29 protein-coding genes are annotated in these 23,231 nt (G+C 71.3%); 4 read left to right on the top strand and 25 right to left on the bottom strand.

Annotation, left to right across the window (positions count from 1 at the left end):
- Positions 1-85: 85 nt before the first annotated feature.
- The 20 genes from rpsQ to rfbB form a co-directional block, all read right to left on the bottom strand.
- Positions 86-358, bottom strand: a complete 273-nt coding sequence (gene rpsQ / locus OG335_RS22315; protein WP_405012892.1) for a 30S ribosomal protein S17 — start codon at positions 356-358, stop codon at positions 86-88.
- Positions 358-582 carry a 50S ribosomal protein L29 gene (gene rpmC, locus OG335_RS22310; RefSeq protein ID WP_405012891.1) on the bottom strand — a complete coding sequence of 75 codons (225 nt, stop codon included), beginning with the start codon at positions 580-582 and terminating at the stop codon, positions 358-360. The genes rpsQ and rpmC overlap by 1 nt, the downstream gene beginning before the upstream one ends.
- Positions 582-1,001, bottom strand: a complete 420-nt coding sequence (gene rplP / locus OG335_RS22305) for a 50S ribosomal protein L16 (protein ID WP_030232476.1) — start codon at positions 999-1,001, stop codon at positions 582-584. Before rplP ends, rpmC begins: the two co-directional genes overlap by 1 nt.
- Before the next feature lie 5 nt (positions 1,002-1,006).
- On the bottom strand, positions 1,007-1,843 hold the full coding sequence (gene rpsC / locus OG335_RS22300; protein ID WP_405012890.1) for a 30S ribosomal protein S3: 837 nt from the start codon (positions 1,841-1,843) through the stop codon (positions 1,007-1,009).
- Positions 1,843-2,190: a 50S ribosomal protein L22 gene (gene rplV, locus OG335_RS22295; protein ID WP_030232471.1), complete on the bottom strand. Its 348-nt coding sequence runs from the start codon at positions 2,188-2,190 to the stop codon at positions 1,843-1,845. The genes rpsC and rplV overlap by 1 nt, the downstream gene beginning before the upstream one ends.
- A gap of 67 nt (positions 2,191-2,257) precedes the next feature.
- Complete coding sequence (gene rpsS, locus OG335_RS22290) at positions 2,258-2,539, bottom strand: 30S ribosomal protein S19 (protein ID WP_363635500.1); 282 nt, start codon at positions 2,537-2,539, stop codon at positions 2,258-2,260.
- Between the two features lie 11 nt (positions 2,540-2,550).
- Positions 2,551-3,387: a 50S ribosomal protein L2 gene (rplB, locus tag OG335_RS22285; protein WP_405012889.1), complete on the bottom strand. Its 837-nt coding sequence runs from the start codon at positions 3,385-3,387 to the stop codon at positions 2,551-2,553.
- A gap of 36 nt (positions 3,388-3,423) precedes the next feature.
- Complete coding sequence (gene rplW, locus OG335_RS22280; RefSeq protein ID WP_405012888.1) at positions 3,424-3,747, bottom strand: 50S ribosomal protein L23; 324 nt, start codon at positions 3,745-3,747, stop codon at positions 3,424-3,426.
- Positions 3,747-4,424, bottom strand: coding sequence for a 50S ribosomal protein L4 (gene rplD / locus OG335_RS22275; RefSeq protein ID WP_405012887.1), 678 nt, complete (start codon positions 4,422-4,424; stop codon positions 3,747-3,749). Before rplD ends, rplW begins: the two co-directional genes overlap by 1 nt.
- A gap of 5 nt (positions 4,425-4,429) precedes the next feature.
- Entirely contained in the window at positions 4,430-5,077 is a 648-nt protein-coding gene (rplC, locus tag OG335_RS22270; protein WP_405012886.1) for a 50S ribosomal protein L3, read from the bottom strand.
- 14 nt (positions 5,078-5,091) lie between these two features.
- Positions 5,092-5,400, bottom strand: a complete 309-nt coding sequence (gene rpsJ / locus OG335_RS22265) for a 30S ribosomal protein S10 (protein WP_012785157.1) — start codon at positions 5,398-5,400, stop codon at positions 5,092-5,094.
- A 492-nt stretch (positions 5,401-5,892) separates the two neighbouring features.
- Positions 5,893-6,420 carry a hypothetical protein gene (locus tag OG335_RS22260; protein WP_405012885.1) on the bottom strand — a complete coding sequence of 176 codons (528 nt, stop codon included), beginning with the start codon at positions 6,418-6,420 and terminating at the stop codon, positions 5,893-5,895.
- Between the two features lie 314 nt (positions 6,421-6,734).
- The gene (locus tag OG335_RS22255; RefSeq protein WP_405012884.1) at positions 6,735-7,442 is read right to left on the bottom strand and encodes a hypothetical protein; all 708 of its coding nucleotides are present in this window, start codon (positions 7,440-7,442) and stop codon (positions 6,735-6,737) included.
- On the bottom strand, positions 7,439-7,942 hold the full coding sequence (locus tag OG335_RS22250) for a SigE family RNA polymerase sigma factor (protein ID WP_405012883.1): 504 nt from the start codon (positions 7,940-7,942) through the stop codon (positions 7,439-7,441). The genes OG335_RS22255 and OG335_RS22250 overlap by 4 nt, the downstream gene beginning before the upstream one ends.
- Before the next feature lie 81 nt (positions 7,943-8,023).
- Positions 8,024-9,331, bottom strand: coding sequence for a lipopolysaccharide biosynthesis protein (locus OG335_RS22245; RefSeq protein WP_405012882.1), 1,308 nt, complete (start codon positions 9,329-9,331; stop codon positions 8,024-8,026).
- A gap of 3 nt (positions 9,332-9,334) precedes the next feature.
- A complete protein-coding gene (locus OG335_RS22240) occupies positions 9,335-10,219 on the bottom strand; it encodes a glycosyltransferase family 2 protein (RefSeq protein ID WP_405012881.1) in 885 nt (294 codons plus the stop codon).
- 7 nt (positions 10,220-10,226) lie between these two features.
- Positions 10,227-11,027 (bottom strand): glycosyltransferase family 2 protein, encoded by an 801-nt coding sequence (locus OG335_RS22235; RefSeq protein ID WP_405012880.1) that lies wholly within the window; start codon positions 11,025-11,027, stop codon positions 10,227-10,229.
- Positions 11,024-11,419, bottom strand: a complete 396-nt coding sequence (locus OG335_RS22230) for a DUF2304 family protein (RefSeq protein ID WP_405012879.1) — start codon at positions 11,417-11,419, stop codon at positions 11,024-11,026. The genes OG335_RS22235 and OG335_RS22230 overlap by 4 nt, the downstream gene beginning before the upstream one ends.
- 86 nt (positions 11,420-11,505) lie before the next feature.
- A complete protein-coding gene (gene rfbD, locus OG335_RS22225; protein ID WP_405012878.1) occupies positions 11,506-12,384 on the bottom strand; it encodes a dTDP-4-dehydrorhamnose reductase in 879 nt (292 codons plus the stop codon).
- On the bottom strand, positions 12,381-13,355 hold the full coding sequence (gene rfbB, locus OG335_RS22220; protein ID WP_405012877.1) for a dTDP-glucose 4,6-dehydratase: 975 nt from the start codon (positions 13,353-13,355) through the stop codon (positions 12,381-12,383). Before rfbB ends, rfbD begins: the two co-directional genes overlap by 4 nt.
- An 84-nt stretch (positions 13,356-13,439) precedes the next feature.
- On the opposite strand from rfbB, the gene rfbA reads away from it, so the two are divergent.
- Positions 13,440-14,315: a glucose-1-phosphate thymidylyltransferase RfbA gene (rfbA, locus tag OG335_RS22215; protein ID WP_405012876.1), complete on the top strand. Its 876-nt coding sequence runs from the start codon at positions 13,440-13,442 to the stop codon at positions 14,313-14,315.
- Positions 14,312-14,923 carry a dTDP-4-dehydrorhamnose 3,5-epimerase gene (rfbC, locus tag OG335_RS22210; protein WP_405012875.1) on the top strand — a complete coding sequence of 204 codons (612 nt, stop codon included), beginning with the start codon at positions 14,312-14,314 and terminating at the stop codon, positions 14,921-14,923. The genes rfbA and rfbC overlap by 4 nt, the downstream gene beginning before the upstream one ends.
- Before the next feature lie 163 nt (positions 14,924-15,086).
- On the opposite strand, the gene tuf is transcribed toward rfbC, so the two are convergent.
- The 5 genes from tuf to OG335_RS22185 form a co-directional block, all read right to left on the bottom strand.
- Entirely contained in the window at positions 15,087-16,280 is a 1,194-nt protein-coding gene (tuf, locus tag OG335_RS22205; RefSeq protein WP_405012874.1) for an elongation factor Tu, read from the bottom strand.
- Between the two features lie 218 nt (positions 16,281-16,498).
- Positions 16,499-18,604 (bottom strand): elongation factor G, encoded by a 2,106-nt coding sequence (gene fusA, locus OG335_RS22200; RefSeq protein ID WP_405012873.1) that lies wholly within the window; start codon positions 18,602-18,604, stop codon positions 16,499-16,501.
- Positions 18,605-18,643: 39 nt separating this feature from the next.
- Positions 18,644-19,114, bottom strand: a complete 471-nt coding sequence (rpsG, locus tag OG335_RS22195) for a 30S ribosomal protein S7 (RefSeq protein ID WP_405012872.1) — start codon at positions 19,112-19,114, stop codon at positions 18,644-18,646.
- A gap of 2 nt (positions 19,115-19,116) precedes the next feature.
- A complete protein-coding gene (gene rpsL / locus OG335_RS22190; protein ID WP_014144289.1) occupies positions 19,117-19,488 on the bottom strand; it encodes a 30S ribosomal protein S12 in 372 nt (123 codons plus the stop codon).
- A 383-nt stretch (positions 19,489-19,871) separates the two neighbouring features.
- A complete protein-coding gene (locus tag OG335_RS22185; RefSeq protein WP_405012871.1) occupies positions 19,872-20,438 on the bottom strand; it encodes a DUF1707 and DUF4190 domain-containing protein in 567 nt (188 codons plus the stop codon).
- Positions 20,439-20,690: 252 nt separating this feature from the next.
- Here OG335_RS22185 and OG335_RS22180 point away from each other — a divergent pair, with 252 nt between their 5' ends.
- Positions 20,691-21,998 (top strand): DUF2786 domain-containing protein, encoded by a 1,308-nt coding sequence (locus tag OG335_RS22180; RefSeq protein ID WP_405012870.1) that lies wholly within the window; start codon positions 20,691-20,693, stop codon positions 21,996-21,998.
- A 52-nt stretch (positions 21,999-22,050) separates the two neighbouring features.
- Positions 22,051-23,130 carry an ADP-ribosylglycohydrolase family protein gene (locus OG335_RS22175; protein ID WP_405012869.1) on the top strand — a complete coding sequence of 360 codons (1,080 nt, stop codon included), beginning with the start codon at positions 22,051-22,053 and terminating at the stop codon, positions 23,128-23,130.
- The last annotated feature ends 101 nt before the right edge of the window (positions 23,131-23,231 follow it).

The raw sequence follows: 23,231 nt of genomic DNA, 5'->3' as shown, positions 1-23,231 counted from the left end.
CGTCAACGAGAGTCGACGGGCCGGCCGCTGCTCACTCGATCGCATCGCTGCATCGAGCACATACGGCCGTACCACATCGGCTTCGTTACTTGGCCTTCTCGAGGATCTCGACGACGCGCCAGCGCTTCGTCGCGGACAGCGGCCGGGTCTCCATGAGGAGGACACGGTCGCCGACACCGCACGAGTTCTGCTCGTCGTGCGCCTTCAGCTTGTTCGTACGGCGGATGACCTTGCCGTACAGCGCGTGCTTGACGCGGTCCTCGACGGCGACGACGACGGTCTTGTCCATCTTGTCGCTGACGACGAGACCCTCACGGGTCTTGCGGAAACCGCGCGTCTCGTTGGTGTTCTCAGTCATCAGGCGTTCTCCACCGTCTCGATGCCCAGCTCGCGCTCGCGCATCAGGGTGTAGATCCGCGCGATGTCCTTACGGACCAGCTTCAGCCGGCCGTGGTTGTCGAGCTGCCCGGTCGCCGCCTGGAAGCGGAGGTTGAACAGCTCCTCCTTGGCCTCACGCAGCTTGGCAACGAGGCCCTCGTTGTCCAGCTGACGAAGCTCAGCAGCCTTGATAGCGGCCGACATCAGCTCTCACCGTCCTCGCGCCGGACGATCCGGCACTTCATCGGCAGCTTGTGCGCGGCGCGGGTGAGCGCCTCGCGAGCAACCTTCTCATTCGGGTACGACAGCTCGAACATGACCCGACCCGGGTGCACGTTCGCGATCCACCACTCCGGCGAACCCTTACCGGAACCCATGCGGGTCTCGGCGGGCTTCTTGGTGAGGGGACGGTCCGGGTAGATGTTGATCCAGACCTTGCCGCCACGGCGGATGTGACGGGTGATCGCGATACGAGCGGACTCGATCTGACGGTTCGTCACGTACGCCGGGGTGACGGCCTGGATGCCGAACTGGCCGAAGGCCAGCTCCGTACCGCCCTTGGCCGCGCCACGCCGCTTGGGGTGGTGCTGCTTGCGGTGCTTGACCCTACGGGGGATCAGCATGGGGGTCAGGCCTCCGTTCCGGTGTTCTCGGCAGCCGGAGTCTCGGCCGCAGCGGCCGCGGGGGCCTCGGCGGCGGGACGACGGCCACCACGGCCACCACGCTCGGCACCGCGCTCGCCACCGCGGCGCTCGCCACCGCGGGCGGGACGACCACCCTCGGGACGGGCCGGGCGGTTGCCCGAGCGGGCGGCGGCGTTCTCAGCGCGGACCTCGGCGATGTTCTTGACGTCGCCCTTGTAGATCCAGACCTTCACGCCGATGCGGCCGAAGGTGGTCTTGGCCTCGAAGAAGCCGTAGTCGACGTTCGCACGAAGGGTGTGCAGCGGCACACGGCCCTCGCGGTAGAACTCCGAACGGCTCATCTCGGCGCCGCCGAGACGACCGGAGCACTGGACCTTGATGCCCTTGGCGCCGGACTTCATGGTGCCCTGCATCGACTTGCGCATGGCACGGCGGAACGACACGCGGGAGGACAGCTGCTCCGCGACGCCCTGAGCCACGAGCTGGGCGTCCAGCTCGGGGTTCTTGACCTCGAGGATGTTCAGCTGGACCTGCTTGCCGGTCAGCTTCTCGAGGTCGCCGCGGATGCGGTCGGCCTCGGTGCCGCGCCGGCCGATGACGATGCCGGGGCGAGCGGTGTGGATGTCGACGCGGACGCGGTCGCGGGTGCGCTCGATCTCGACCTTGGAGATGCCGGCGCGCTCCATGCCCTTCGTCATCATGCGACGAATGGCGACGTCTTCCTTGACGTAGTCCTTGTACAGCTTGTCGGCGTACCAGCGGGACTTGAAGTCCGTGCTGATGCCGAGACGGAACCCGTGCGGGTTAACCTTCTGGCCCATTACCGGGTCCCTTCCTTGCTGCTGACGACCACGGTGATGTGGCTGGTCCGCTTGCGGATCCGGTAGGCGCGGCCCTGAGCACGCGGACGGAACCGCTTCAGGGTCGGACCCTCGTCAACGTACGCCTCAGAGATGTAGAGGTCGTCCACGTTGGAGTGGTTGTAGTTGTGTGCGGCGTTGGCGATGGCGCTGTCGAGCACCTTGCCGACCGGCACGGTGGCGGCCTGCGGAGCGAAACGCAGGACCGCCTGGGCCTCCGTGGCGTTCAGGCCACGGATGAGGTCCACCACGCGGCGGGCCTTCATGGGCGTGACGCGGATGTACCGCGCCTGGGCCCTGGCTTCCATGGTTGTCCCCTTAATGGAGTAAGTCATTGAGTCGTTCTGGCGCTAAAGCTCAAGCTCAGCGGAGCGACTAGCGACGCTTCGACTTGCGGTCATCCTTCACGTGCCCCTTGAAGGTGCGCGTGGGAGCGAACTCGCCGAGCTTGTGGCCGACCATCGACTCGGTGACGAACACCGGGACGTGCTTACGGCCATCGTGGACCGCGATCGTGTGACCCAGCATGGCCGGGGAGATCACGGAACGACGGGACCAGGTCTTGATGACGTTCTGCGTGCCCGCCTCGTTCTGGACATCCACCTTCTTCTGAAGGTGGTCGTCGATGAAGGGGCCCTTCTTGAGACTGCGCGGCATCTGACCTGCTCCTAGCGCTTCTTGTTGGTCTTGCGGCGGCGCACGATGAGCTTGTCCGACGCCTTGTTCGGGCGACGGGTACGGCCCTCGGGCTTGCCCCACGGCGAGACCGGGTGGCGACCACCGGAGGTCTTACCCTCACCACCACCGTGCGGGTGGTCGATCGGGTTCATGGCCACACCACGCACGGTCGGGCGGACGCCCTTCCAGCGCATACGGCCGGCCTTGCCCCAGTTGATGTTCGACTGCTCGGCGTTGCCGACCTCGCCGATGGTGGCGCGGCAGCGGGCGTCGACCAGACGGGTCTCACCCGACGGCATGCGCAGGGTCGCCATGCGGCCCTCACGCGCCAGCAGCTGGATGCCGGAACCGGCGGAGCGGGCCAGCTTGGCACCGCCACCGGGACGCAGCTCCACGGCGTGGATGGTGGTACCGACCGGGATGTTGCGCAGCGGCAGGTTGTTGCCCGGCTTGATGTCGGCCCCGGGGCCGTTCTCGATCCGGTCGCCCTGAGCAATGCCACGCGGCGCGATGATGTAGCGCTTCTCGCCGTCGAGGTAGTGCAGGAGCGCGATGCGCGCAGTGCGGTTGGGGTCGTACTCGATGTGAGCGACCTTGGCCGGCACGCCGTCCTTGTCGTGACGACGGAAGTCGATCACGCGGTAGGCGCGCTTGTGACCGCCACCCTGGTGGCGAGCGGTGATACGACCGGCGTTGTTACGGCCGCCCTTGCTGTGCAGGGGGCGAACCAGCGACTTCTCCGGCGTGGACCGCGTGATTTCGACGAAGTCGGCCACGCTGGAGCCACGACGGCCCGGCGTAGTCGGCTTGTACTTGCGGATACCCATTTTCGTCCTCGTCCTTAACGACGATCACGTTCCCCGTCAGGCGGAGACCGGACCACCGAAGATGTCGATGCGGTTGCCCTCGGCCAGCGTCACGATGGCGCGCTTGGTGTCCTTGCGCTTGCCAAAGCCCGTCTTGGAGCGCTTGCGCTTGCCCTGACGGTTGAGCGTGTTGACAGCCTCGACCTTGACCGAGAAGACCGCCTCGACGGCCTGCTTGATCTGGGTCTTGTTGGCACCCGGCGCCACGACGAACGTGTACTTGTTCTCGTCGAGGAGCGAGTAGCTCTTCTCCGAGATAACCGGCTTGACCAGGACGTCACGGGGGTCCGTGTACGTCTTGCTCGTGATCTCCGCGGCCATCAGGCAGCGCTCCCTTCGAGCTCGCCCTCAGAGGCGACAGCCTTGGCGGACGCGGCCGGACCGGCCACGAAACGCTCGAAGGCGGCCTGGGTGAAGACCACGTCGTCAGCGACGAGCACGTCGTAGGTGTTCAGCTGGCCGGCGTCCAGGATGTGCACGTTCGGCAGGTTGCGAGCGGACTTCAGGCCCAGCTCGTCCTCGCGCTCGACGACCAGGAGGACGCTCTTGCGCTCGGAGATCTTGCCGATCAGGCTCTTCGCGGCCTTGGTCGACGGCGTCTCGGTCGCGGTCACGCCGGTGATGACGTGAATGCGGTCGTGGCGGGCCCGGTCGGTGAGGGCACCGCGGAGCGCGGCGACGATCATCTTCTTCGGGGTCCGCTGCGAGTAGTCGCGCGGCACGGGACCGTGCACGACGCCACCGCCGGCGAACTGCGGCGCACGGGTCGAGCCCTGACGGGCGCGGCCGGTGCCCTTCTGGCGGTACGGCTTGCGACCGCCACCACGGACCTCGCCGCGGCGCTTCACCTTGTGCGTGCCCTGACGGGCAGCGGCGAGCTGTGCGACGACGACCTGGTGCATCAGCGGAATGCTGACCTTGGCGTCGAAGATCTCGGCGGGCAGCTCGAGGCTGCCGGCCTTGTCGCCGGCCGGCGACAGGATGTCAATGGTGGTCATATCCTTCACAGCCCCTTCGCCGCGGTGCGGACGAGGACGAGGCCGCCGTTCGGGCCCGGGATTGCGCCCTTGATGAGCAGCAGGCCCTTCTCCGCGTCGACCGCGTGCACGGTCAGGTTCTGGGTGGTCACACGGTCGTGGCCCATCCGACCCGCCATGCGCATGCCCTTGAACACGCGACCCGGGGTGGCGCAGCCACCGATGGAACCGGGCGAACGGTGCTTGCGCTGGGTGCCGTGACCGGCGCCGAGGCCCTTGAAGTTGTGACGCTTCATGACACCGGCGAAGCCCTTGCCCTTGGAGGTGCCGGTCACGTCGACCTTGACACCCGCCTCGAACAGCTCCGCGGTGATCTCCTGGCCGAGGGTGTACTCGGACGCGTCCGTGGTACGGATCTCGACCAGGTGGCGGCGCGGGGTGACACCGGCCTTGGCGAAGTGACCCACGAGGGGCTTGTTCACCTTGCGGGGGTCGATCTCGCCGAAGCCGAGCTGCACGGCGTCGTAGCCGGAAGCGCTGTCGGCGGTGTGGACCTGGGTCACGACATTCGGCCCAGCCTTGACGACGGTCACCGGGACGACCCGGTTGTTCTCGTCCCAGACCTGGGTCATGCCGAGCTTCTCGCCCAGGATGCCCTTAATCTGCTTAGCCATCTTCGGTGCGCCTCTCAGAGCTTGATCTCGATGTCGACGCCGGCCGGCAGGTCGAGACGCATGAGCGAGTCAACCGTCTTCGGCGTGGGGTCGAGGATGTCGATCAGACGCTTGTGAGTACGCATCTCGAAGTGCTCGCGCGAGTCCTTGTACTTGTGCGGCGAGCGGATGACGCAGTACACGTTCTTCTCAGTGGGCAGCGGCACCGGGCCCGCGACCTGCGCACCAGTACGAATCACCGTCTCGACGATCTTCTTCGCCGAGGAGTCGATGACCTCGTGGTCGTAGGCCTTGAGCCGGATGCGGATCTTCTGTCCCGCCATGGCTACTCAGTAGTCCTTTGTGTCGTCTGCTGCTACTACGACCGGCCTAGTCCGGGTGGACTCGTCCGGCGGCGCCCCCGGGTGGTTACCTCGCGGTCTCCCTCCGACCCCCGCGCTCGGGCGTGTCGCCCTACCGCTTGCAAAAAACCAAAGAGGAATCAAACCCTCTTCGGTTCCAGCTCCGGGATCGGTGAGGTCTTGCACCCACCAGGCGCCGGGTCGAGGCCCCGTCCACGCTTCCCGGAAGATTCCCGTACGTCCGCCCCGCAGCTGCCGCGGTGTCGCTTACACACCACTGCGTCCACATACAGCACGTGAACACATGAACGGCCATCACGGGAACGACGAGTACATGGGACTCGCTTCCGGTCCTCCCGGCGGGAGGCGCGCAGCATCGGCACTCAACCGAGCAACTTGGACATACTGCCATACGGCGGAGCCCAAACGCCAATCGGGCGCTTTTCTGCGGCGCCCGCCACCCCCCGGCCGGGGCTACCCGCACACCCGGGCGTCCGGCCCTCCCGGCCCGCCCCGGCCGAGGTCCACGGACTCGGTGCCCGCGGTCCCGCCGCGTACCGCCCCGACCTCCAGGGCGCCCCGCAGATCGCCCGGCAGGGTCACCACGTAGACGGTGCGGGCGCCGTCGCCGGCCGGCGCGCCGTCCGGCTCCCGGAAGGGCAGGTACGTGCCGCCGCAGGCCACACCGGTGACCCGCTCGCCGTCGGCGGCGAGCACCAGGCGCCATCCGCCGGGCCCGGCCGCCGGGCCGAACACCCGGACGGTACGCGGTTCCCGGCCCACGGGCAGGGCGGCGGCGGCCCGGACGGCCCGGTCCAGCCCGGGATCGGCCGGGGGCGCGCCCGAGGTGACCGCGCCCCCGGCCGCCGCGCGCTCCGGCGCGACCGGTGGGAACGCTCCCCCGTCGCCGGTGCGTCCCGGGGCGCACCCCGCGGCCAGGGCGGCCGCCACCGCGACGACGGCCGCGAGACGGGCGGTGCGGAAGGGCGTACGGGAGTGCATGGGTCACGTCCGGGGGCAGGGGGTCCGGGTCTCGGGGCGACGGTACCCGGCCCCGCCGTACGGGCCCGCAGGCGGGCGGGTCCGGTCAGCCGGAGCGCCGCTGCCAACCGGAGTCCAGCCCGGCCGGGCCCGGCGCGCGTCCGGCCCGGCCCGTCCACCACTGCCGCCGCTCGTGCTCCGATGTCATCGCTCTCCCCCGTCGCTCCCGGCCGCCCGTGCGAACGGCCCCACCCATCCAGACGCTGCGGGCGGCCCTCCTGGTCACACCCCGGCCGGCTCTTCGCGGGGGCAAGGCTGCGCCGCCGGGCCGGGGATCACCCGTGGGCGGGTCGCCGGGCCCGGAGCTCGGGGCTGACGACCAGCTCGCGCAGCTGCACGAGGGTGAGCGGCGGGGCGTCCATGGCCGGCCCGGGGGCGCGGTAGCCGTGGTAGCCCGCGATGGCGTCGACGTACAGCGCGGTGCCGTCACCGAGCGGCAGGACGGCGTCGTAGCTGCGGCCCCAGCTCAGATCACTGCCGGCCGGGCCGCCCGGGGAGCGTTCCGTGACCTCCAGGCCGGCCGAGCCGAGCCGGGCGGGGTAGGTGCACGTACGCGGCGCGGGCTCGGGCAGCTCGGGGGCGCAGCCGAGCGGTACGGCGGAGGCTGACGTGGCCGTTTCGATCCGCACGACGCCGAGGCGCCCGTCCCTGCGGATCCAGTAGACGCCGTCCAGGGCGCCGGCGGCCCCCGGGTGGAGGACGTCGGCCGCGGCCTCCACCGATCCGATGCCGGGCGGCAGGAGCTCCCGGAGCCGGGCGGCCCGGTCGGCGGGGCCGACCGGTGCGGGCCCGTGCCGGCCGCCGGTCGCACCGGGTGCGATCACGGCGGCCGCGGCGACGAGCGCGGCGGCCAGCCCGAGTCCGGCCCTGCGGCGACGGCGGACGCGCCGTGCCTGCGTGAAGAGTTCGGCCGCGGGCCGGGGCTCCGGGGGCTCCACGAGTGCGTCGGCCAGCAGCGACCCGACCGTGGTGGTGCGGCTCATCTCGCGTCTCCCTGCAGCTCGTGGGTGTCCGAGGGGAGGAGGCCGCGCAGCGCGGCGATCCCGCGGGCCGAGTGGCTCCGGACGGTGCTCTCCGGCAGGCCGAGCAGGTCGGCCGTGGCAGCGACGCTGAGGTCCTCCCAGTAGCGGAGCACCAGGACGGCCCGCTGCTTCGGCGACAGGACGGCCAGGGCCGCCCGTACGGCGACCCCGGTGTCCGCGTCGTACGCGGGCAGGGGGGTCTCCGGCAGTTCGCCGTAGGCGTGTTCGCGCCACCAGAAGCGCCGCCGGGAGGCGATGAAGGTGTTGACCAGGGTCTTGCGCGCGTAGGCGTCGAGGCTGTCGATCCGCCGGAGGCGCCGAGCGCCGAGGATCAGCTTGACCAGGGTGGCCTGGACGAGGTCGTCGGCCTCGTCGCGGTCGCCGCAGAGGAGGAAGGCGCTGCGGAACAGCGCCGGCCTCCGCGCGGTGACGTAGTCGTGGAGCTCCTGCTCCTGGCGCACCGCCCCTCCCTCCCGGGCCGCCCCACCGGCGGCCCCACCCCTTCCAGTGCGGTGGGGCGGCCCCGGCGTTGCAGGCGTCGGTCAGGCGGAAGGGATCGGCTCCGCCTCGGCGCCCGCGGGGGCCGAGGCGGAGGGGCGGCGCGGGACGGCGCCGCGCAGGCTCCACAGCATCCCCGCGGCGCAGGCGAGCGGGCCGGCGGCGAAGGCGACGCAGACCCGGCCCTCGATCGGTCCCGGCACCAGGGTGACGCCGACCAGGACGGCGGTGCCGAGCAGCCAGCAGACCAGCTGGGCGCGGTGCCGGTGCAGCACGATGAGCGCCTGGCCGAGGACCATGGCGAGCAGGTAGCCGAAGGCGCCGAGGCACAGGCAGAGGAAGTCGGCACGGTCGAGCACCTCGGGTGCGGCGAACAGCAGGTGGATCAGCCACGGCCCGAGCACGACGGCGGGCACGGAGATCGCGACGCACAGCAGGGTGACCGCCGCGCACGCCCTGCGCAGCATGGCCAGGAAGTCGGCGTGCCGGCCGGCCGCCGCGGCACCGGCCAGGCCGGACAGCAGGGACGCCTGGAGCGCGCCGAACACGAAGATCGGCACCCGGGCGAGGACGAGGGCGCTGAGCAGCGCGGCGACGAGGTCGACCTGGTCCGGCTCCAGGAGCTGGACGCTCATCACGGCCGCGCTGACCATCCACTGGGCGAGCAGGGTCGACCCCATGAGCGGGCCGAGGCCGCGGACGAGGCCGGACCAGGGCTGCGGCGGTCCGGGGCGGACGGCGCGGACGGTGGCGGGCAGCGTCGCGAGCAGCGCCAGCAGGGGCGCGACGGTCATGATCAGGCTGAACGCGAGGGCGGAGTGCAGGCCCGCGGCGGCGCAGCCGAACGCGAGCAGCATCCGCAGCGCGCCGTCGACGGCGAGTTGGGTGCCGTACGGCGTGAAGCGGCCGAGGCCGGCGAGGATGCCGCGGGTCAGGTAGCAGAACGCCATGGCGGCGAAGGCGCTGCCGAGGGCCGCGACCAGGGCGGTGTCCCCGTGCAGCAGGAGGTCCGCCAGGGGGCGGGCGAATACCGCCATCAGGGTGAGGATGACGCCGAGGATGCCGCAGGTGAGCAGTGTCGCGCGGCGCAGGACGGGCCGGGCACCCTCGCCGCGGACGGTGCGGGCCGCGACGATCCGGGTGAGTTCCTGTTCGAGCGGGAGGAAGAGCCCGATGCCGACGGACATGACGATCGTCCACAGCACGGAGACGCCGGCCATGGCCTCGGTGGTGAGGCTGTGCCCGGCGACGGCCAGTTGCAGGTAGGAGGCGACGCCGAGGACGGCGGTGCCGACGGCGACCGTCCGGAGGCCGGCCGGCAGGGCGGTGGCGAGGCTGCGCAGGCGCTTCATCGGTCAGCGGGCCGCGTGCTTGATCATGGCGTTGACTCCCGGGCGGCCGGCGTGCCGGGCCGCACCCGGGAGCAGGGTGAGGGCGTGCAGGCGGGAGGAGAGGTGCAGCCGGGAGACCTTGGCGGCGCGGTGCCAGCCGAGGGCGTCGAGGCGGTCCGCGGTCTCCCGGAAGAAGCGCTTGGCCTCCTCGAAGCGGCTGCCGGTGTACGCCGTGGCCGAGGACTCGCTGCCGGCGTGCCGGCGGTAGCTGAAGCAGACCTCGGGGGCGGTGGCCAGGGACTCCCCCGCGACGAGCAGGTCGACGACGAGCGCGAGGTCCTGGATGACGCCGAGGTCGGCGCGGAAGCCGTACGGGCGGACGGCTTCGGTGCGCCAGCAGATCGACGGGAAGTACAGCCAGTTCCCGCGGAGCAGGCTGACGGCGAGGTCCTCACCGCCGAGGAGGTCGCGGCCGGGGCCCTTCGGGGCGTACAGGCGGCGCTTGGTGCGGTCGACGAGGGTGTCGTACGGCTGCCCGTCGGTGCCGATGACCTCGACGCCGGGCTGGATCATCGCGGCCTTGGGCTCGCGGGCGACGGCGGCGCGGACGACGTCGAGGTAGGTCGGGTGCATGAGGTCGTCGCAGCCCATGAGCACGAGGTACTCGTACTCGGCGAGGGCGACGCAGCGGTTGAAGTTGCCGGTGACGCCGAGGTTGGCGTCGTTGCGGAGGTACCGCACGCGCGGGTCGGCCAGGGTCTCGAACCACTCGGGCACGCCGGGCTCCTTGCCGTCGTCCACGACGGTGAGGCGCCAGTCGTCGCCGCTCTGCGCGAGGACGCTGTGCACGGCGTCCTGCATGAGGCGGACGTCGCCGTAGTACGGCAGGAGGATCTCGTAGCGGGACACGTGGCTCCTAGACCTCGGCCTCGGCGGGGGCGGCCGCGGGCGTCCGCCGGGCGGCGAAGGCGCGGTAGAAGTCGGACCCGGGGGCGAAGTCCCGGACGTGGCGGGGCATCCGGCGGATCACGGCGAGGAGCAGGACGAGTCCGGCGCGGACGAGGTAGACCATCGCCTTGAGCGGCGAGGCGCTGGGGCGTCCGGTGGTGCGGGCCCGCATCGCGACGGGGACCTGGCGGACGGTGAAGCCGCAGCGGGCGGCGCCGACCAGGCTCTCGACGGTGTCGCCGAGGTACTCGACGGGGTACCAGCGGGCGAAGAACTCGATCAGCGGCCGGTTGCAGGCGCGGAAGCCCGAGGTGGTGTCGGTCAGCCGGGCACCGGCGATGCGGGAGAGCACGAGGGAGAGCAGCTTCATCGCCCAGCGGCGCGGCCCGCGCACCCGGTAGTCGCCCTCGCCGTCGAAGCGGGCGCCGATGACGAGGTCGGCGTCGGCCAGGCGCTCCAGCAGGAGCGGCACGTAGAACGGGTCGTGCTGGCCGTCGGCGTCGACCTGGATGGCGACGTCGTAGTCGTGCTGCTGCGCGTAGCGGTAGCCGAGGCGCATGGCGCCGCCGACACCGAGGTTGAACGGCAGCCGGGCGACGGCGGAACCCGCCGCGGCGGCGACCTCGGCGGTGCGGTCGGTGGATCCGTCGTCGACGACGAGCGTGTCGACGTGCGGCAGCTGGCGCTTGATCTCGCCCAGGACGGCGGGCAGGCCGTCGGCCTCGTTCCAGGCGGGCAGGATGATCAGGACGCGCTGGCCAGTGGTCACGGCGTGGCCTCCGGGGTGGTGGCGGGGAGGGAGGCGTGCTGGGGGCCCGTGAGGATGCCCTGTTCGGCGAGCTGGGCGCGTATCAGGGCGACGTCCTCGGCGAGGGTGCGGGTCTCCGCCTCGAGACGGCTCGCCTCCCAGCTGAGGTGGAGGCTGACCAGCAGGACGAGCACGAAGCCGGCGAAGAGCACGAGGCTCACGCCGGACGCGACGCCGAGCCGGCGGGCGGTGGAGTCGAGCAGCGAGGGGAAGAAGCCGAGCGGCGCTATGGCGAGACCGATGGTCAGCCATATCGCCGCGTACTTCTCGCGGAGCTGCTGACGACGCAGCAGCTCCAGGATGTAGGCGAGCACCACCACGCCGGTGATCGAGGTGAGGATGGAGAGTTGCACTGCCGGCGCCTTCCGTGCGCGGGGCGGTCCCCGTGGGTGGCCAACAGCCTAAGGCAGCGGCCCGACGCACTCGAACGGGTGGTCGGCTAGGTGGCGGGGGTGACGAGGTCGCGGAAGGCGGGACGGCGCAGGGCTGCGGCGAGCGAGTCCCGCCAGTCCGGCAGCGGTGCGAGGCCCGCGGCGGCCCACCGGTCGTGGCCGAGCACGCTGTAGGCGGGCCGTACGGCCGGGCGGGGGAACGCGGCCGACGTGGTCGGCCTGATCCGCTCGGGGTCGAGCCCGGCGAGGGCGTACGCCTCGCGGGCGAGTCCGTACCACGTGGTGCGGCCCGCGGCGGTGCCGTGGTAGACGCCGGCCGGGGCGTGCGGGGCGCGGCCGAGGGCGAGCAGCCGAAGGGCGAGGTCGTACGACCAGGTGGGCTGCCCGTGCTGGTCGTCGACGACGTCGACGGTGGCGCGGACGGCGGCGAGCTTCAGCATGGTGGCCACGAAGTTCGGCCCGTGCTCGCCGTACAGCCACGCGGTGCGCACGACGTAGCCGGTGCCGGGGAGGAGCTCCAGCACCGCCCGCTCCCCCGCGAGCTTGGAGCGGCCGTAGGCGTTGACGGGTCCGGTCGCGGCGGACTCCGGGCAGGGCCGGTCGGTGTCGCCGGGGAGGACGTAGTCGGTGGAGACCTGGAGGAGCCGGGCACCGGCCTCACGGCAGGCGAGGGCGAGGTTGCGTACGCCGGTGCCGTTGACGGCGGTGGCGGCGGCCTCGGCGCTCTCCGCGCCGTCGACGTCCGTCCAGGCCGCGCAGTTCACGACCACCTCGTGGCCGTGCACGGCTTCGCGGACGGCCTGCGCGTCGGTGACGTCGAGCGCGGAACGGTCGAGCCCGGTGGCCTTCTCGCCGGCCGCGTCGAGCACGGCCAGCAGGTCGCGCCCGAGCATGCCGCCGGCACCGGTGACGAGCCAGGTGGTCATGCGAGGGCCGCCCGGGCCTTGAGCGGCTCCCACCAGGCGCGGTTCTCGCGGTACCAGGCGATGGTGTCGGCGAGGCCGTCGGCGAAGGACACCTGCGGCTCGTAGCCGAGCTCCTCGCGGATGCGGGTGATGTCGAGCGAGTAGCGCAGGTCGTGGCCCTTGCGGTCCTCGACGTGCTCGACCATGTCCCATCCGGCGCCCGCGGCCTCCAGCAGGAGGCCGGTGAGCTCCTTGTTGGTGATCTCGGTGCCGCCGCCGATGTTGTAGACCCGGCCGGCCCGACCGCCGCGCAGGGCGAGGTCGATGCCCCGGCAGTGGTCGGAGACGTGCAGCCAGTCGCGGATGTTGCCGCCCTCGCCGTACAGCGGCACCTTCCGCCCGTCGAGGAGGTTGGTGGTGAACAGCGGCACGACCTTCTCCGGGAACTGGTGGTGCCCGTAGTTGTTGGAGCAGCGGGTGACCACCACGTCCATGCCGTGGGTGCGGTGGTAGGCGAGCGCCAGCAGGTCGGAGGAGGCCTTGGAGGCCGAGTACGGGGAGTTCGGCGCCAGCGGCCAGTCCTCGGTCCAGGAGCCCTCGCTGATCGAGCCGTACACCTCGTCGGTGGAGACGTGGACGAAGCGGCCGACGCCGTGGCGGAGCGCGGCGTCGAGCAGCACCTGGGTGCCGACGACGTTGGTCCGCACGAAGGGCCCGGCGCCCTCGATGGACCGGTCGACGTGCGACTCGGCGGCGAAGTGGACGACCGCGTCGTGGCCGGCCATCGCGGCGTCCACCGCCTCCGGGTCGCAGATGTCGGCCCGGACGAAGCGGTAGCCCGGGTGGTCGGCGACCGGTGCGAGGTTGGCCTCGACGCCCGAGTAGGTGAGCTTGTCGAGCACGGTGATGCGGGCCGAGGCGTCGGCGCGGAACTGCGAACGGACGAACTCGGAGCCGATGAAACCGGCGCCGCCGGTGACCAAGATGCGCATAGTGCGCGCAGTCTACCGGCGGGCTCCGGCCGGCCCGAGGACGTCCGCCCGGGAGCCCGGACGGGCTCCCGTAGGCTGCTGCCCATGCGTGGAATCCTGCTGGCCGGCGGTACCGGCTCCCGCCTGTGGCCGCTCACCCGGGCCGTCTCGAAACAGCTGCTCCCGGTCTTCGACAAGCCGATGGTCTACTACCCGCTCTCCACCCTGGTGATGGCGGGCATCGACGAGATCCTCATCGTCACGACCGCGGACGACCAGCCGCAGTTCCACCGGCTGCTCGGTGACGGATCCCAGCTCGGCCTGCGGCTGCAGTACGCCGTCCAGGAACGGCCCGAGGGCATCGCGCAGGCCTTCGTGCTGGGCGCGGACTTCATCGGCGACGAACCGGTGGCGCTGATCCTGGGCGACAACATCTTCCACGGCAGCGGGCTCGGCACCCGGCTCGCCGAGCACACCGATCCCAAGGGCGGGCTGGTCTTCGCCTACCCGGTCGCCGACCCGACGGCGTACGGCGTGGTGGAGTTCGACGAGGACGGCCGGGTGCTGTCGATCGAGGAGAAGCCGCAGCAGCCGAAGTCGCGGTACGCGGTGCCCGGGCTGTACTTCTACGACAACCGCGTCGTGGAGATCGCGCGCGGCCTGAAGCCCAGCGCCCGGGGCGAGTTGGAGATCACCGCGGTCAACGACGCGTACCTGCGGGCCGGCGAGCTGCAGGTGACGAAGCTGGATCGCGGCACGGCCTGGCTGGACACCGGGACGTTCGTCTCGCTGGTGCAGGCCTCGGAGTTCGTCCGGGTCATCGAGGAGCGCCAGGGCCTCAAGATCGGCTGCATCGAGGAGGCCTGCTGGCGGGCCGGCCTGATCGACTCGGCCCGACTGCGCGCCCTCGCCGAACCGTTGACGAAGAGCGGGTACGGCCAGTACCTGCTGCACCTGCTGCAGGAGGAGAACCCCCGGTGAAGTTCCGCGAGTTGGCCATTCCAGGCGCGTTCGAGATCACGCCCGAGCTGCACGGCGACCCGCGCGGCCTGTTCACCGAGTGGTACCGCTTCGACCGGCTCGCCGAACACGTCGGCCACCCGCTGCGCCTCGCCCAGGCCAACCTCTCGGTGTCGGCCCGCGGCGTCGTGCGCGGCATCCACTTCGCGGACGTGCCGCCCGGCCAGGCCAAGTACGTGAGCTGCGTCCGCGGCGCCGTGCTGGACGTGCTGGTGGACCTGCGCACCGGCTCCCCCGCCTTCGGGCGCTGGGAGGGCGTGCGGCTGGACGACACCGACCGCCGCGCGGTCTACGTCCCGGAGGGCGTCGGCCACGGCTTCTGCGCGCTCACCGACGACGCCACGCTGTCGTACCTCTGCTCGGAGACGTACAACCCGGTCGGCGAGCACGGCGTGCACCCGCTCGACCCGGACCTCGGCATCGCCTGGCCCGCCGACGCCCCGCAGCTGTCCGACCGCGACGCGGCCGCGCCCTCGCTGGCCGAGGCGCTCGCATCCGGCCTGCTGCCCTCGTACGAGGCCTGCCTGGCGTACACCGCCGGCCTCCGGCACCCCGGCGCGGCCGACTGACACCGACGACGGGGCCGCCGGGAACGCGGCACCGGACACGCGGCACCGGACACGCGGCACCGGACACGCGAAAGGGCCCGCCCTCCCGTCCTTGCGGACGGAGGAGCGGGCCCTTCCGTTGCCTTGCGGCGAGCCTGCCGAACGGCGGACCGGGGTCAGATCATTACTTGATGATCTTGGTGACCTGGCCGGCGCCGACGGTGCGGCCACCCTCACGGATGGCGAACTTGAGGCCCTCCTCCATGGCGATGGGCTGGATCAGCGCAACGGTCATGGCGGTGTTGTCGCCCGGCATGACCATCTCGGTGCCCTCGGGGAGGGTCACGACGCCGGTCACGTCCGTGGTACGGAAGTAGAACTGCGGGCGGTAGTTGTTGAAGAACGGGGTGTGACGGCCACCCTCGTCCTTCGACAGGATGTACGACTGGGCCTCGAAGTCGGTGTGCGGCGTGACCGAACCCGGCTTGATGATGACCTGGCCGCGCTCGACGTCCTCGCGCTTGATGCCACGGAGGAGCAGACCGACGTTCTCGCCCGCCTGGCCCTCGTCGAGCAGCTTGCGGAACATCTCGATACCGGTGACCGTGGTGGTGGTCTTGGTGGTCTTGATGCCGATGATGTCGACGGTCTCGTTGACCTTGAGGACACCGCGCTCGATGCGACCGGTGACGACGGTGCCACGACCGGTGATCGTGAAGACGTCCTCGATCGGCATCAGGAACGGGAGCTCGGTGGCGCGCGCCGGGGTCGGGATCGACTCGTCGACGGCGGCCATCAGGCCGAGGAGCTTCTGGCCCCACTCGGCGTCGCCCTCGAGCGCCTTCAGCGCCGAGACGCGAACGACCGGCAGGTCGTCGCCCGGGAACTCGTACTCGGAGAGGAGCTCACGGACCTCGAGCTCGACGAGCTCCAGGATCTCCTCGTCGTCCACCATGTCGGACTTGTTCAGCGCGACGACGATGTAGGGGACGCCGACCTGGCGGGCCAGGAGGACGTGCTCCTTGGTCTGCGGCATCGGGCCGTCGGTGGCGGCGACGACGAGAATCGCACCGTCCATCTGGGCCGCACCGGTGATCATGTTCTTGATGTAGTCCGCGTGACCCGGGCAGTCGACGTGGGCGTAGTGACGCGCCTCGGTCTGGTACTCGACGTGCGCGATGGAGATGGTGATACCGCGCTGCCGCTCCTCCGGCGCCTTGTCGATCTGGTCGAACGGCGTGAAGGGGTTGATATCCGGGTAAGCGTCGTGCAGCACCTTGGTGATCGCCGCGGTCAGCGTGGTCTTACCGTGGTCGATGTGACCGATGGTGCCGATGTTGACGTGGGGCTTCGTCCGCTCGAACTTCGCCTTCGCCACTGCAGTCCTCCTGAGGACAGTTCTGTACGCCGTACGACGTCAGTTGGTCTGGATCGGGTTTGGGAACAGGGCGCCGGTAGCGCCTCGTGCCGTCCCGCGGGGTGGGGTGCCGGAGGGCCCGGGGGGATCTGGGGAGATCCCCCCGAGTTTCCTCCTTCTAGCCTAAGGGGTCGGGAAAGTCCCGTATGTCGGCAGCATGCGCCGCCGGCACGGCGGAACTACTCGCCCTTGGACTTGGCGATGATGTCGTCCGCCACGTTCCGCGGAACCTCGGCGTACGAGTCGAACTGCATCGAGTAGCTTGCGCGACCAGAGGTCTTGCTGCGCAGGTCACCGACGTAGCCGAACATCTCGGAGAGCGGGACGAGCGCCGAAACGACGCGGGCGCCGTGACGCTCGTCCATGGAACGGATCTGACCGCGACGGGAGTTGATGTCGCCGATCACGTCGCCCATGTAGTCCTCGGGCGTGGTGACCTCGACGGCCATCATCGGCTCCAGGATGGCCGGGGAGGCCTTCCGGGCGCCTTCCTTGAACGCCATCGAACCGGCGATCTTGAACGCGAGCTCGGACGAGTCGACGTCGTGCGACGCACCGTCGAGCAGGGTCACGCGAACGCCCTGGAGCGGGTAGCCGGCGAGGACACCGAACTCCATGGCCTCCTGGCAACCGGCGTCGACCGAAGGGATGTACTCCTTCGGCACGCGGCCACCGGTGACCTTGTTGACGAACTCGTAGCCCTCGCCGGACTCGAGCGGCTCGATCGCGATCTGGATCTTCGCGAACTGGCCGGAGCCACCGGTCTGCTTCTTGTGCGTGTAGTCGATGCGCTCGACGCCCTTGCGGATCGTCTCGCGGTACGCGACCTGCGGCTTGCCGACGTTGGCCTCGACCTTGAACTCACGCTTCATACGGTCGACCAGCACCTCGAGGTGCAGCTCGCCCATACCCGCGATGATGGTCTGGCCGGTCTCCTCGTCCGTGTTGACCTGGAAGGACGGGTCCTCCTCGGCCAGGCGCTGGATGGCGGTACCGAGCCGCTCCTGGTCGCCCTTGGACTTCGGCTCGATCGCGACGCGGATGACCGGGGCCGGGAAGTCCATGGACTCCAGGATGACCGGCTGCTTCTCGTCGGACAGGGTCTCGCCGGTGGTGGTCTGCTTGAGACCCATGACGGCGACGATGTCGCCGGCGCCCACCGAGTCGATCTCCTCACGCTTGTTCGCGTGCATGCGGTAGATCTTGCCGATGCGCTCCTTGCGGCCCTTCACCGCGTTGAGGACGGCGGTGCCGGCCTCAAGGCGTCCGGAGTAGATCCGGACGAAGGTGAGCTTGCCCAGGTGCGGGTCGGACATGATCTTGAACGCGAGCGCGGCGAGCGGCTCGTCGTCCGAGGCCTTGCGCGAGATCTTCACCGAGTCGTCGCCGGGCTTGGTGCCCTCGATGGACTCGATGTCCAGCGGCGACGGCAGGTACTTCACGACGGCGTCGAGCAGGGGCTGAACGCCCTTGTTCTTGAACGCGGTGCCGCAGAAGATCGGCGTGAAGGCCGACTCCAGCGTGCCCTTGCGGATCGCGGCGATCAGCAGCTCCTCGGGGATGTCGTCGCCCTCCAGGGCGAGCTCCATCACCTCGTCGCTGACGTTCGACACGGTGTCGAGCAGCGCCTCGCGGTACTCGGCCGCCTTGTCGGCGAGCTCGGCCGGGATGTCGACGACGTCGTACATCTCGCCCTTGGTCGCCTCGGGCGACCAGACCAGGGCCTTCATCTTCACCAGGTCGACGACGCCGACGAAGTCGGCCTCCGCGCCGATCGGCAGCTGCATGACCAGCGGGGTCGCGCCGAGGCGGTCCACGATGGTCTGCACGCAGAAGTAGAAGTCGGCGCCCGTGCGGTCCAGCTTGTTGATGAAGCAGATGCGCGGGACACCGTAGCGGTCAGCCTGCCGCCACACGGTCTCGGACTGCGGCTCGACGCCGGCGACGCCGTCGAACACCGTCACCGCACCGTCGAGCACGCGGAGCGAACGCTCCACCTCGACGGTGAAGTCGACGTGGCCCGGGGTGTCGATGATGTTGATGGTGTTGTCGACGCCGTCGAGCGTCCAGTGACAGGTCGTCGCGGCCGACGTGATCGTGATGCCGCGCTCCTGCTCCTGCTCCATCCAGTCCATCGTGGCAGCGCCGTCGTGGACCTCACCGATCTTGTACGAGACGCCGGTGTAGAACAGGATCCGCTCGGTGGTGGTGGTCTTGCCCGCGTCGATGTGCGCCATGATCCCGATGTTGCGGACCCTGGCGAGGTCAAGGGAGGTTGCAGCCATGGTGGCTCGTTCTCTCTCTGTCTAGTGACGGGGTTCGGACTACCAGCGGTAGTGCGCGAAGGCCTTGTTGGACTCGGCCATCTTGTGGGTGTCCTCACGACGCTTCACCGAGGCGCCCAGACCGTTGCTCGCGTCCAGGATCTCGTTGAGCAGGCGCTCGGTCATGGTCTTCTCGCGGCGGGCGCGGGAGTAGCCGACGAGCCAGCGCAGGGCCAGCGTGTTGGCGCGGCCGGGCTTGACCTCGATCGGGACCTGGTAGGTCGCGCCACCGACACGGCGGGACTTGACCTCGAGGGTCGGCTTGACGTTCTCCAGGGCGCGCTTGAGCGCGACCACCGGGTCGGCGCCGGTCTTCTCGCGGACGCCCTCGAGGGCGCCGTACACGATCCGCTCGGCGGTGGAGCGCTTGCCGTGCAGCAGGATCTTGTTGACCAGCGAGGTCACCAGCGGGGAGCCGTAAACCGGGTCGATGATGACCGGGCGCTTCGGGGCGGGGCCCTTACGAGGCATGGTTACTTCTCCTTCTTGGCGCCGTAGCGGCTGCGGGCCTGCTTGCGGTTCTTGACACCCTGGGTGTCGAGGGAACCGCGGATGATCTTGTAGCGGACACCAGGAAGGTCCTTCACACGGCCACCGCGGACCAGCACGATGGAGTGCTCCTGCAGGTTGTGGCCCTCGCCCGGGATGTAAGCGGTGACCTCGATCCCGCTGGTGAGGCGCACACGGGCGACCTTACGAAGCGCCGAGTTCGGCTTCTTCGGGGTGGTCGTGTACACACGCGTGCAGACGCCGCGTCGCTGCGGCGAGCCCTTGAGGGCGGGCGTCTTGTTCTTCTCGACCTTGTCCTGCCGGCCCTTTCGGACCAGCTGCTGGATCGTAGGCACCGTTTCTCCGTTTTCTGTGTGCCAAGGCTGCGTAAAACTAACCTGGGGCGAACCCAACTCTCCGACCCACGCGGTCGGGTGTGTTGGGCCTCCTGACGGAGGACGCGCGGAATCCCATGAGCTAGGGCAGCGTCGGCGCTCGCACGGCAAGAGCGGGATGCGCTCTGCTACGGCGGCCGGTCTGCTGGCACGCACAAGGACCCGGGGACACCCCAGGCACGAAACAGAGCGTACCTAGCGCATCGGCGGCGGTCAAAACAAATGGAACGCCGCAGCTCACCCGGGACGGCGCACGATCGGCCGGACGACGGTGGAGGTGTCCCGCCGTCCTACCACACGCACCACCCCTCCGCCACCGGAGCGGGCCGGGAGCCGGACCCCGGTCAGGCCGAGGAGGCAAGCGCCAGCAGGATCATCATCGCCCATCCGCCGATCGACAGCCACCCGATCACCAGGCCGGCGGTGGCCATCCCGTCGCCCTCCTCGCGGCCCTGCTTCAGCTGCGACTTCGCCATGTGCCCGGTCACCACCGCGGGGACGCCCAGCATGCCGAAGGTCGGCAGGCAGAGCAGCCCGAGCACCATCGAGGCGATCGCCAGACCGTTCGTCCGCACCGGGGCGTACGGCATCGGCGGCGGCAGGAAGGCCTGCGGCACGACCGGTCCCGCCTGGGAGATCTGCGGCGCGACCATCGGCCCGGACGGCAGGTCGCCGACCAGGTGGGAGAGCTGCCCGTACGTCTGCGCGCGGTGCACCGCGTCGAAGCGCTGCGAGTACTCCTCGGCCGTCAGCCGGCCCTCCGCGTACGCGGCCTTCAGGACGTCGACCGTCCGCTCGCGGTCCGCGTGGGCGGCGCGCATCGCGGACTGGGGGGTCTGCTGCGCGGGCTGCCACGGCTGCGGCTGCTGCCCGTACGGCTGCTGCGGCTGCCCCCACGGCTGTACGGCCATCCCGGCCACCTCCCTGACGCCCCGTCGCGCGCTGTGCGCACGCTGTGCCCCTACAGAATGCAGGACGAGTGGGCGGGGCGAGTAGTTGCCGGTGCGGCACCACGGATTCACCGGCCGCGCCCGCACGCCCGTACGGCCCGTACGGGCACCCCCGCGGTGTGACGCACCTCGCACCCGCCGGGCGCACCCGGCGCTCCGGCATCATGGACGGGCCGGGCCGGCGGTCGGACGGCGGTGGACGGAAGAGGCACAGTGGGCAAGCGCAGCAGCAGGGACGGTCGGGGTACGGCCGTCGACGGACTGCTGGCACAGGCGGTCGGGCAGGTGGTCGCGGCGTCCCCGGACGGCCTCGACTACGCCCTCGACGTGGGGGCGTCGCTGCTGGCGGCGTCCGCGGAGCAGTGGCCCGAGGTGAGCAGGGCGCTCCTCGCCCACACGGAGCTGACGGTCGGACGGTGCTGGAGCGCCGGGTGGCGGCCGGCCGACGTGGTGCGGGTGGTGCGCCGCGGCCTCGGCCCGGCCCACCTGGCGCTCGCCGTCGACCTGATCGCCGCCGAGGGCCGGCGGCACCCGGCGTCCTCGCTGGACCGCCGCTGGCACGAACAGCTGCGCGAGCTGGCCGTCGAGGTGTGGTGGGACGGCGACGAGGCCTTCCTGTCGGCGTTCGCGGAACGCCACCGGCTCGACCGCTTCGCCCTGGCGACGGCCGCGCTGGAGGTGCTGCGGACCTGGTCGCTGCTGCCGCCGGTCGCGCCCGTCGGCCCGGTGCCCGGGCAGGGCGCGCCGTCCGCCCGGTCGTTCGTCGGGGCTCCCGTCCGCTCGGCGGGCGAGCCGCGGATGCTCGGACGGATCCGGGCCCTCCTCGCGAAGGCCGAGTCGACCGAGTTCCCGGACGAGGCCGAGGCGCTGAGCGCCAAGGCACAGCAGCTGATGGCGCAGTACTCGATCGACGAGGCGCTGCTGGCGGTCGGCGCGCGGGCGAAGGACGCGCCCGCCGCCCTGCGGATCGGGGTCGACAACCCGTACGAGAGCCCGAAGGCGATGCTGCTGGACGCGGTCGCGGCGGCCAACCGCTGCCGGGTGGTGTGGGCGAAGGAGTTCGGCTTCTGCACGGTGATCGGCTTCGACGCCGACCTGGACGCGGTGGAGCTGCTCTACACCTCGCTGCTCGTCCAGGCGACGGCGACGATGAGCCGCGCCGGCAGCCGGAAGCACAAGGACGGCGCGCCCCGGACGAAGGCGTTCCGCCAGTCGTTCCTGATCTCCTATGCTGCGCGGATCCGCGAGCGGCTGACCGAGGCCACCGAGCGGACGACCGCGGAGGCCGCGGCCGGCCGGCACCTGCGGGAGGACGGCACCTCCGAGCAGCTCGTGCCGGACGAGCGGCTGCTGCCCGCGCTGGCGGCCCGCGGGCAGGCCGTGGACGAGACCGTGGGGCAGATGTTCCCGAAGCTGGTCTCGCAGCGCGTGCGGGTCAGCGACGGCGAGGGCTGGGCGGCCGGCCGGGCCGCCGCCGACCGGGCGGCGCTCCACGGCCGCGCCGGGGCCATCGGGCACTGAGCCGGACGCCACCGGGCGGACGGTACGGGCGGACCACACGGAGGGGGCAGGCATGGCAGGGGCGGGCAGCACGGCGGGGGCGGGCTCAGCGGACCGCGGCACGGAGGGCGGCGGCGCGGGGAGCCACCGCGACCGGGTGCGGGGGGCGCTGCTGGGCGGGGCGGTGGGCGACGCCCTGGGATGGCCGGTGGAGTTCCTGCGGCTGGAGGCGATCCGGCAGCGGTTCGGCCCCGCGGGGGTGACCGGCCTGCAGGGCGACCAGGTCACGGACGACACCCAGATGACCCTGTTCACCGCGGAGGGCCTGCTGCGCGGCGGGCATCCGGAGGCGCTGAAGGCGGCGTACCACCGCTGGCTGCTGACCCAGCGCCTGTCGGCCCCCGAGCGGCAGCCGGACGGCTGGCTGCTGGGGCACGCCTTCCTGTACGCCTCGCGCGCTCCCGGCACGGCCTGCCTGACCGGCCTGACGGAGCATCCGCGCTACGAGCCGGCGGCGGAGTTCGGCCGGCCCGGGCCGGTCAACCCGCACTCGAAGGGGTGCGGCACGGTGATGCGTTCGGCGCCGTTCGGGCTGGTCGGGCTGGGGGTGGAGGACGCGTTCCGGCAGGCGGCCCTGGCCGCGCAGCTGACCCACGGCCACCCGACGGGCTACCTCGCGGCGGGCGCCTTCGCCGCACTGGTCGAGCGGCTGGCCGCCGGGGTCCCCCTGCCGTCGGCGGTCGCGGAGACGACCGCCCAGGTGGCGGCCCTTCCGGGCGCCGGGGAGACCGTGACGGCACTGGAGCGGGCGGTGCGCGTCGCCGCCGAGGGCCCCGGATCGGCGGAGGCGGTGGAGCGGGTCGGCCTCGGCTGGATCGCCGAGGAGTGCCTGGCGATCGCGGTGTACTGCGCACTGGTCGCGGGCCCGCGGGAGGCCCTGCTGCTGTCGGTCAACCACTCCGGCGACAGCGACTCGACGGGCGCGGTCTGCGGCAACCTCGTCGGCGCGGTGCACGGTCTCACGGCACTGCCCGCGGAGTGGACGGGCGCGGTGGAGGGCCGTGAGGTGCTGCTGCAGGTCGCGGACGACCTGGTCGCGCAGGCCGGGGGCGACCGCGCGGCACTGGCGGGACGGTACCCGGTGTGGGTCTGAGCCCGGAGCAGGCCGCGGCGGACGCGCCGGAGCCGGTGGGCCCGTACCGGTCCGCCGGGGCGGGCGTCGACCGGTCCGGGTGACGGCCGCGGTCTGCCGCG

Source organism: Kitasatospora sp. NBC_01539 (genome assembly GCF_045040525.1).
Classification (GTDB): domain Bacteria; phylum Actinomycetota; class Actinomycetes; order Streptomycetales; family Streptomycetaceae; genus Kitasatospora.
Note: the sequence above shows the minus strand (reverse complement) of the source record. Positions and strands in the feature narration are given on the sequence as shown.

Bases quoted from the DNA above. Each gene is read 5' to 3' on its own strand.
- rfbB (WP_405012877.1), bottom strand. From the start codon at position 13,355: ATGCGCATCTTGGTCACCGGCGGCGCCGGTTTCATCGGCTCCGAGTTC.
- rpsJ (WP_012785157.1), bottom strand. From the start codon at position 5,400: ATGGCGGGACAGAAGATCCGCATCCGGCTCAAGGCCTACGACCACGAG.
- rplP (WP_030232476.1), bottom strand. From the start codon at position 1,001: ATGCTGATCCCCCGTAGGGTCAAGCACCGCAAGCAGCACCACCCCAAG.
- rpsG (WP_405012872.1), bottom strand. From the start codon at position 19,114: ATGCCTCGTAAGGGCCCCGCCCCGAAGCGCCCGGTCATCATCGACCCG.
- rpsC (WP_405012890.1), bottom strand. From the start codon at position 1,843: ATGGGCCAGAAGGTTAACCCGCACGGGTTCCGTCTCGGCATCAGCACG.
- rplD (WP_405012887.1), bottom strand. From the start codon at position 4,424: ATGACCACCATTGACATCCTGTCGCCGGCCGGCGACAAGGCCGGCAGC.
- rplW (WP_405012888.1), bottom strand. From the start codon at position 3,747: ATGGCCGCGGAGATCACGAGCAAGACGTACACGGACCCCCGTGACGTC.
- OG335_RS22185 (WP_405012871.1), bottom strand. From the start codon at position 20,438: ATGGCCGTACAGCCGTGGGGGCAGCCGCAGCAGCCGTACGGGCAGCAG.
- rplC (WP_405012886.1), bottom strand. From the start codon at position 5,077: ATGGCTAAGCAGATTAAGGGCATCCTGGGCGAGAAGCTCGGCATGACC.
- rpsS (WP_363635500.1), bottom strand. From the start codon at position 2,539: ATGCCGCGCAGTCTCAAGAAGGGCCCCTTCATCGACGACCACCTTCAG.
- rfbA (WP_405012876.1), top strand. From the start codon at position 13,440: ATGCGTGGAATCCTGCTGGCCGGCGGTACCGGCTCCCGCCTGTGGCCG.
- rplB (WP_405012889.1), bottom strand. From the start codon at position 3,387: ATGGGTATCCGCAAGTACAAGCCGACTACGCCGGGCCGTCGTGGCTCC.
- rpmC (WP_405012891.1), bottom strand. From the start codon at position 582: ATGTCGGCCGCTATCAAGGCTGCTGAGCTTCGTCAGCTGGACAACGAG.
- OG335_RS22175 (WP_405012869.1), top strand. From the start codon at position 22,051: ATGGCAGGGGCGGGCAGCACGGCGGGGGCGGGCTCAGCGGACCGCGGC.
- OG335_RS22255 (WP_405012884.1), bottom strand. From the start codon at position 7,442: ATGAGCCGCACCACCACGGTCGGGTCGCTGCTGGCCGACGCACTCGTG.
- rfbD (WP_405012878.1), bottom strand. From the start codon at position 12,384: ATGACCACCTGGCTCGTCACCGGTGCCGGCGGCATGCTCGGGCGCGAC.
- rplV (WP_030232471.1), bottom strand. From the start codon at position 2,190: ATGGAAGCCAGGGCCCAGGCGCGGTACATCCGCGTCACGCCCATGAAG.
- OG335_RS22245 (WP_405012882.1), bottom strand. From the start codon at position 9,331: ATGAAGCGCCTGCGCAGCCTCGCCACCGCCCTGCCGGCCGGCCTCCGG.
- fusA (WP_405012873.1), bottom strand. From the start codon at position 18,604: ATGGCTGCAACCTCCCTTGACCTCGCCAGGGTCCGCAACATCGGGATC.
- OG335_RS22260 (WP_405012885.1), bottom strand. From the start codon at position 6,420: ATGCACTCCCGTACGCCCTTCCGCACCGCCCGTCTCGCGGCCGTCGTC.
- rpsQ (WP_405012892.1), bottom strand. From the start codon at position 358: ATGACTGAGAACACCAACGAGACGCGCGGTTTCCGCAAGACCCGTGAG.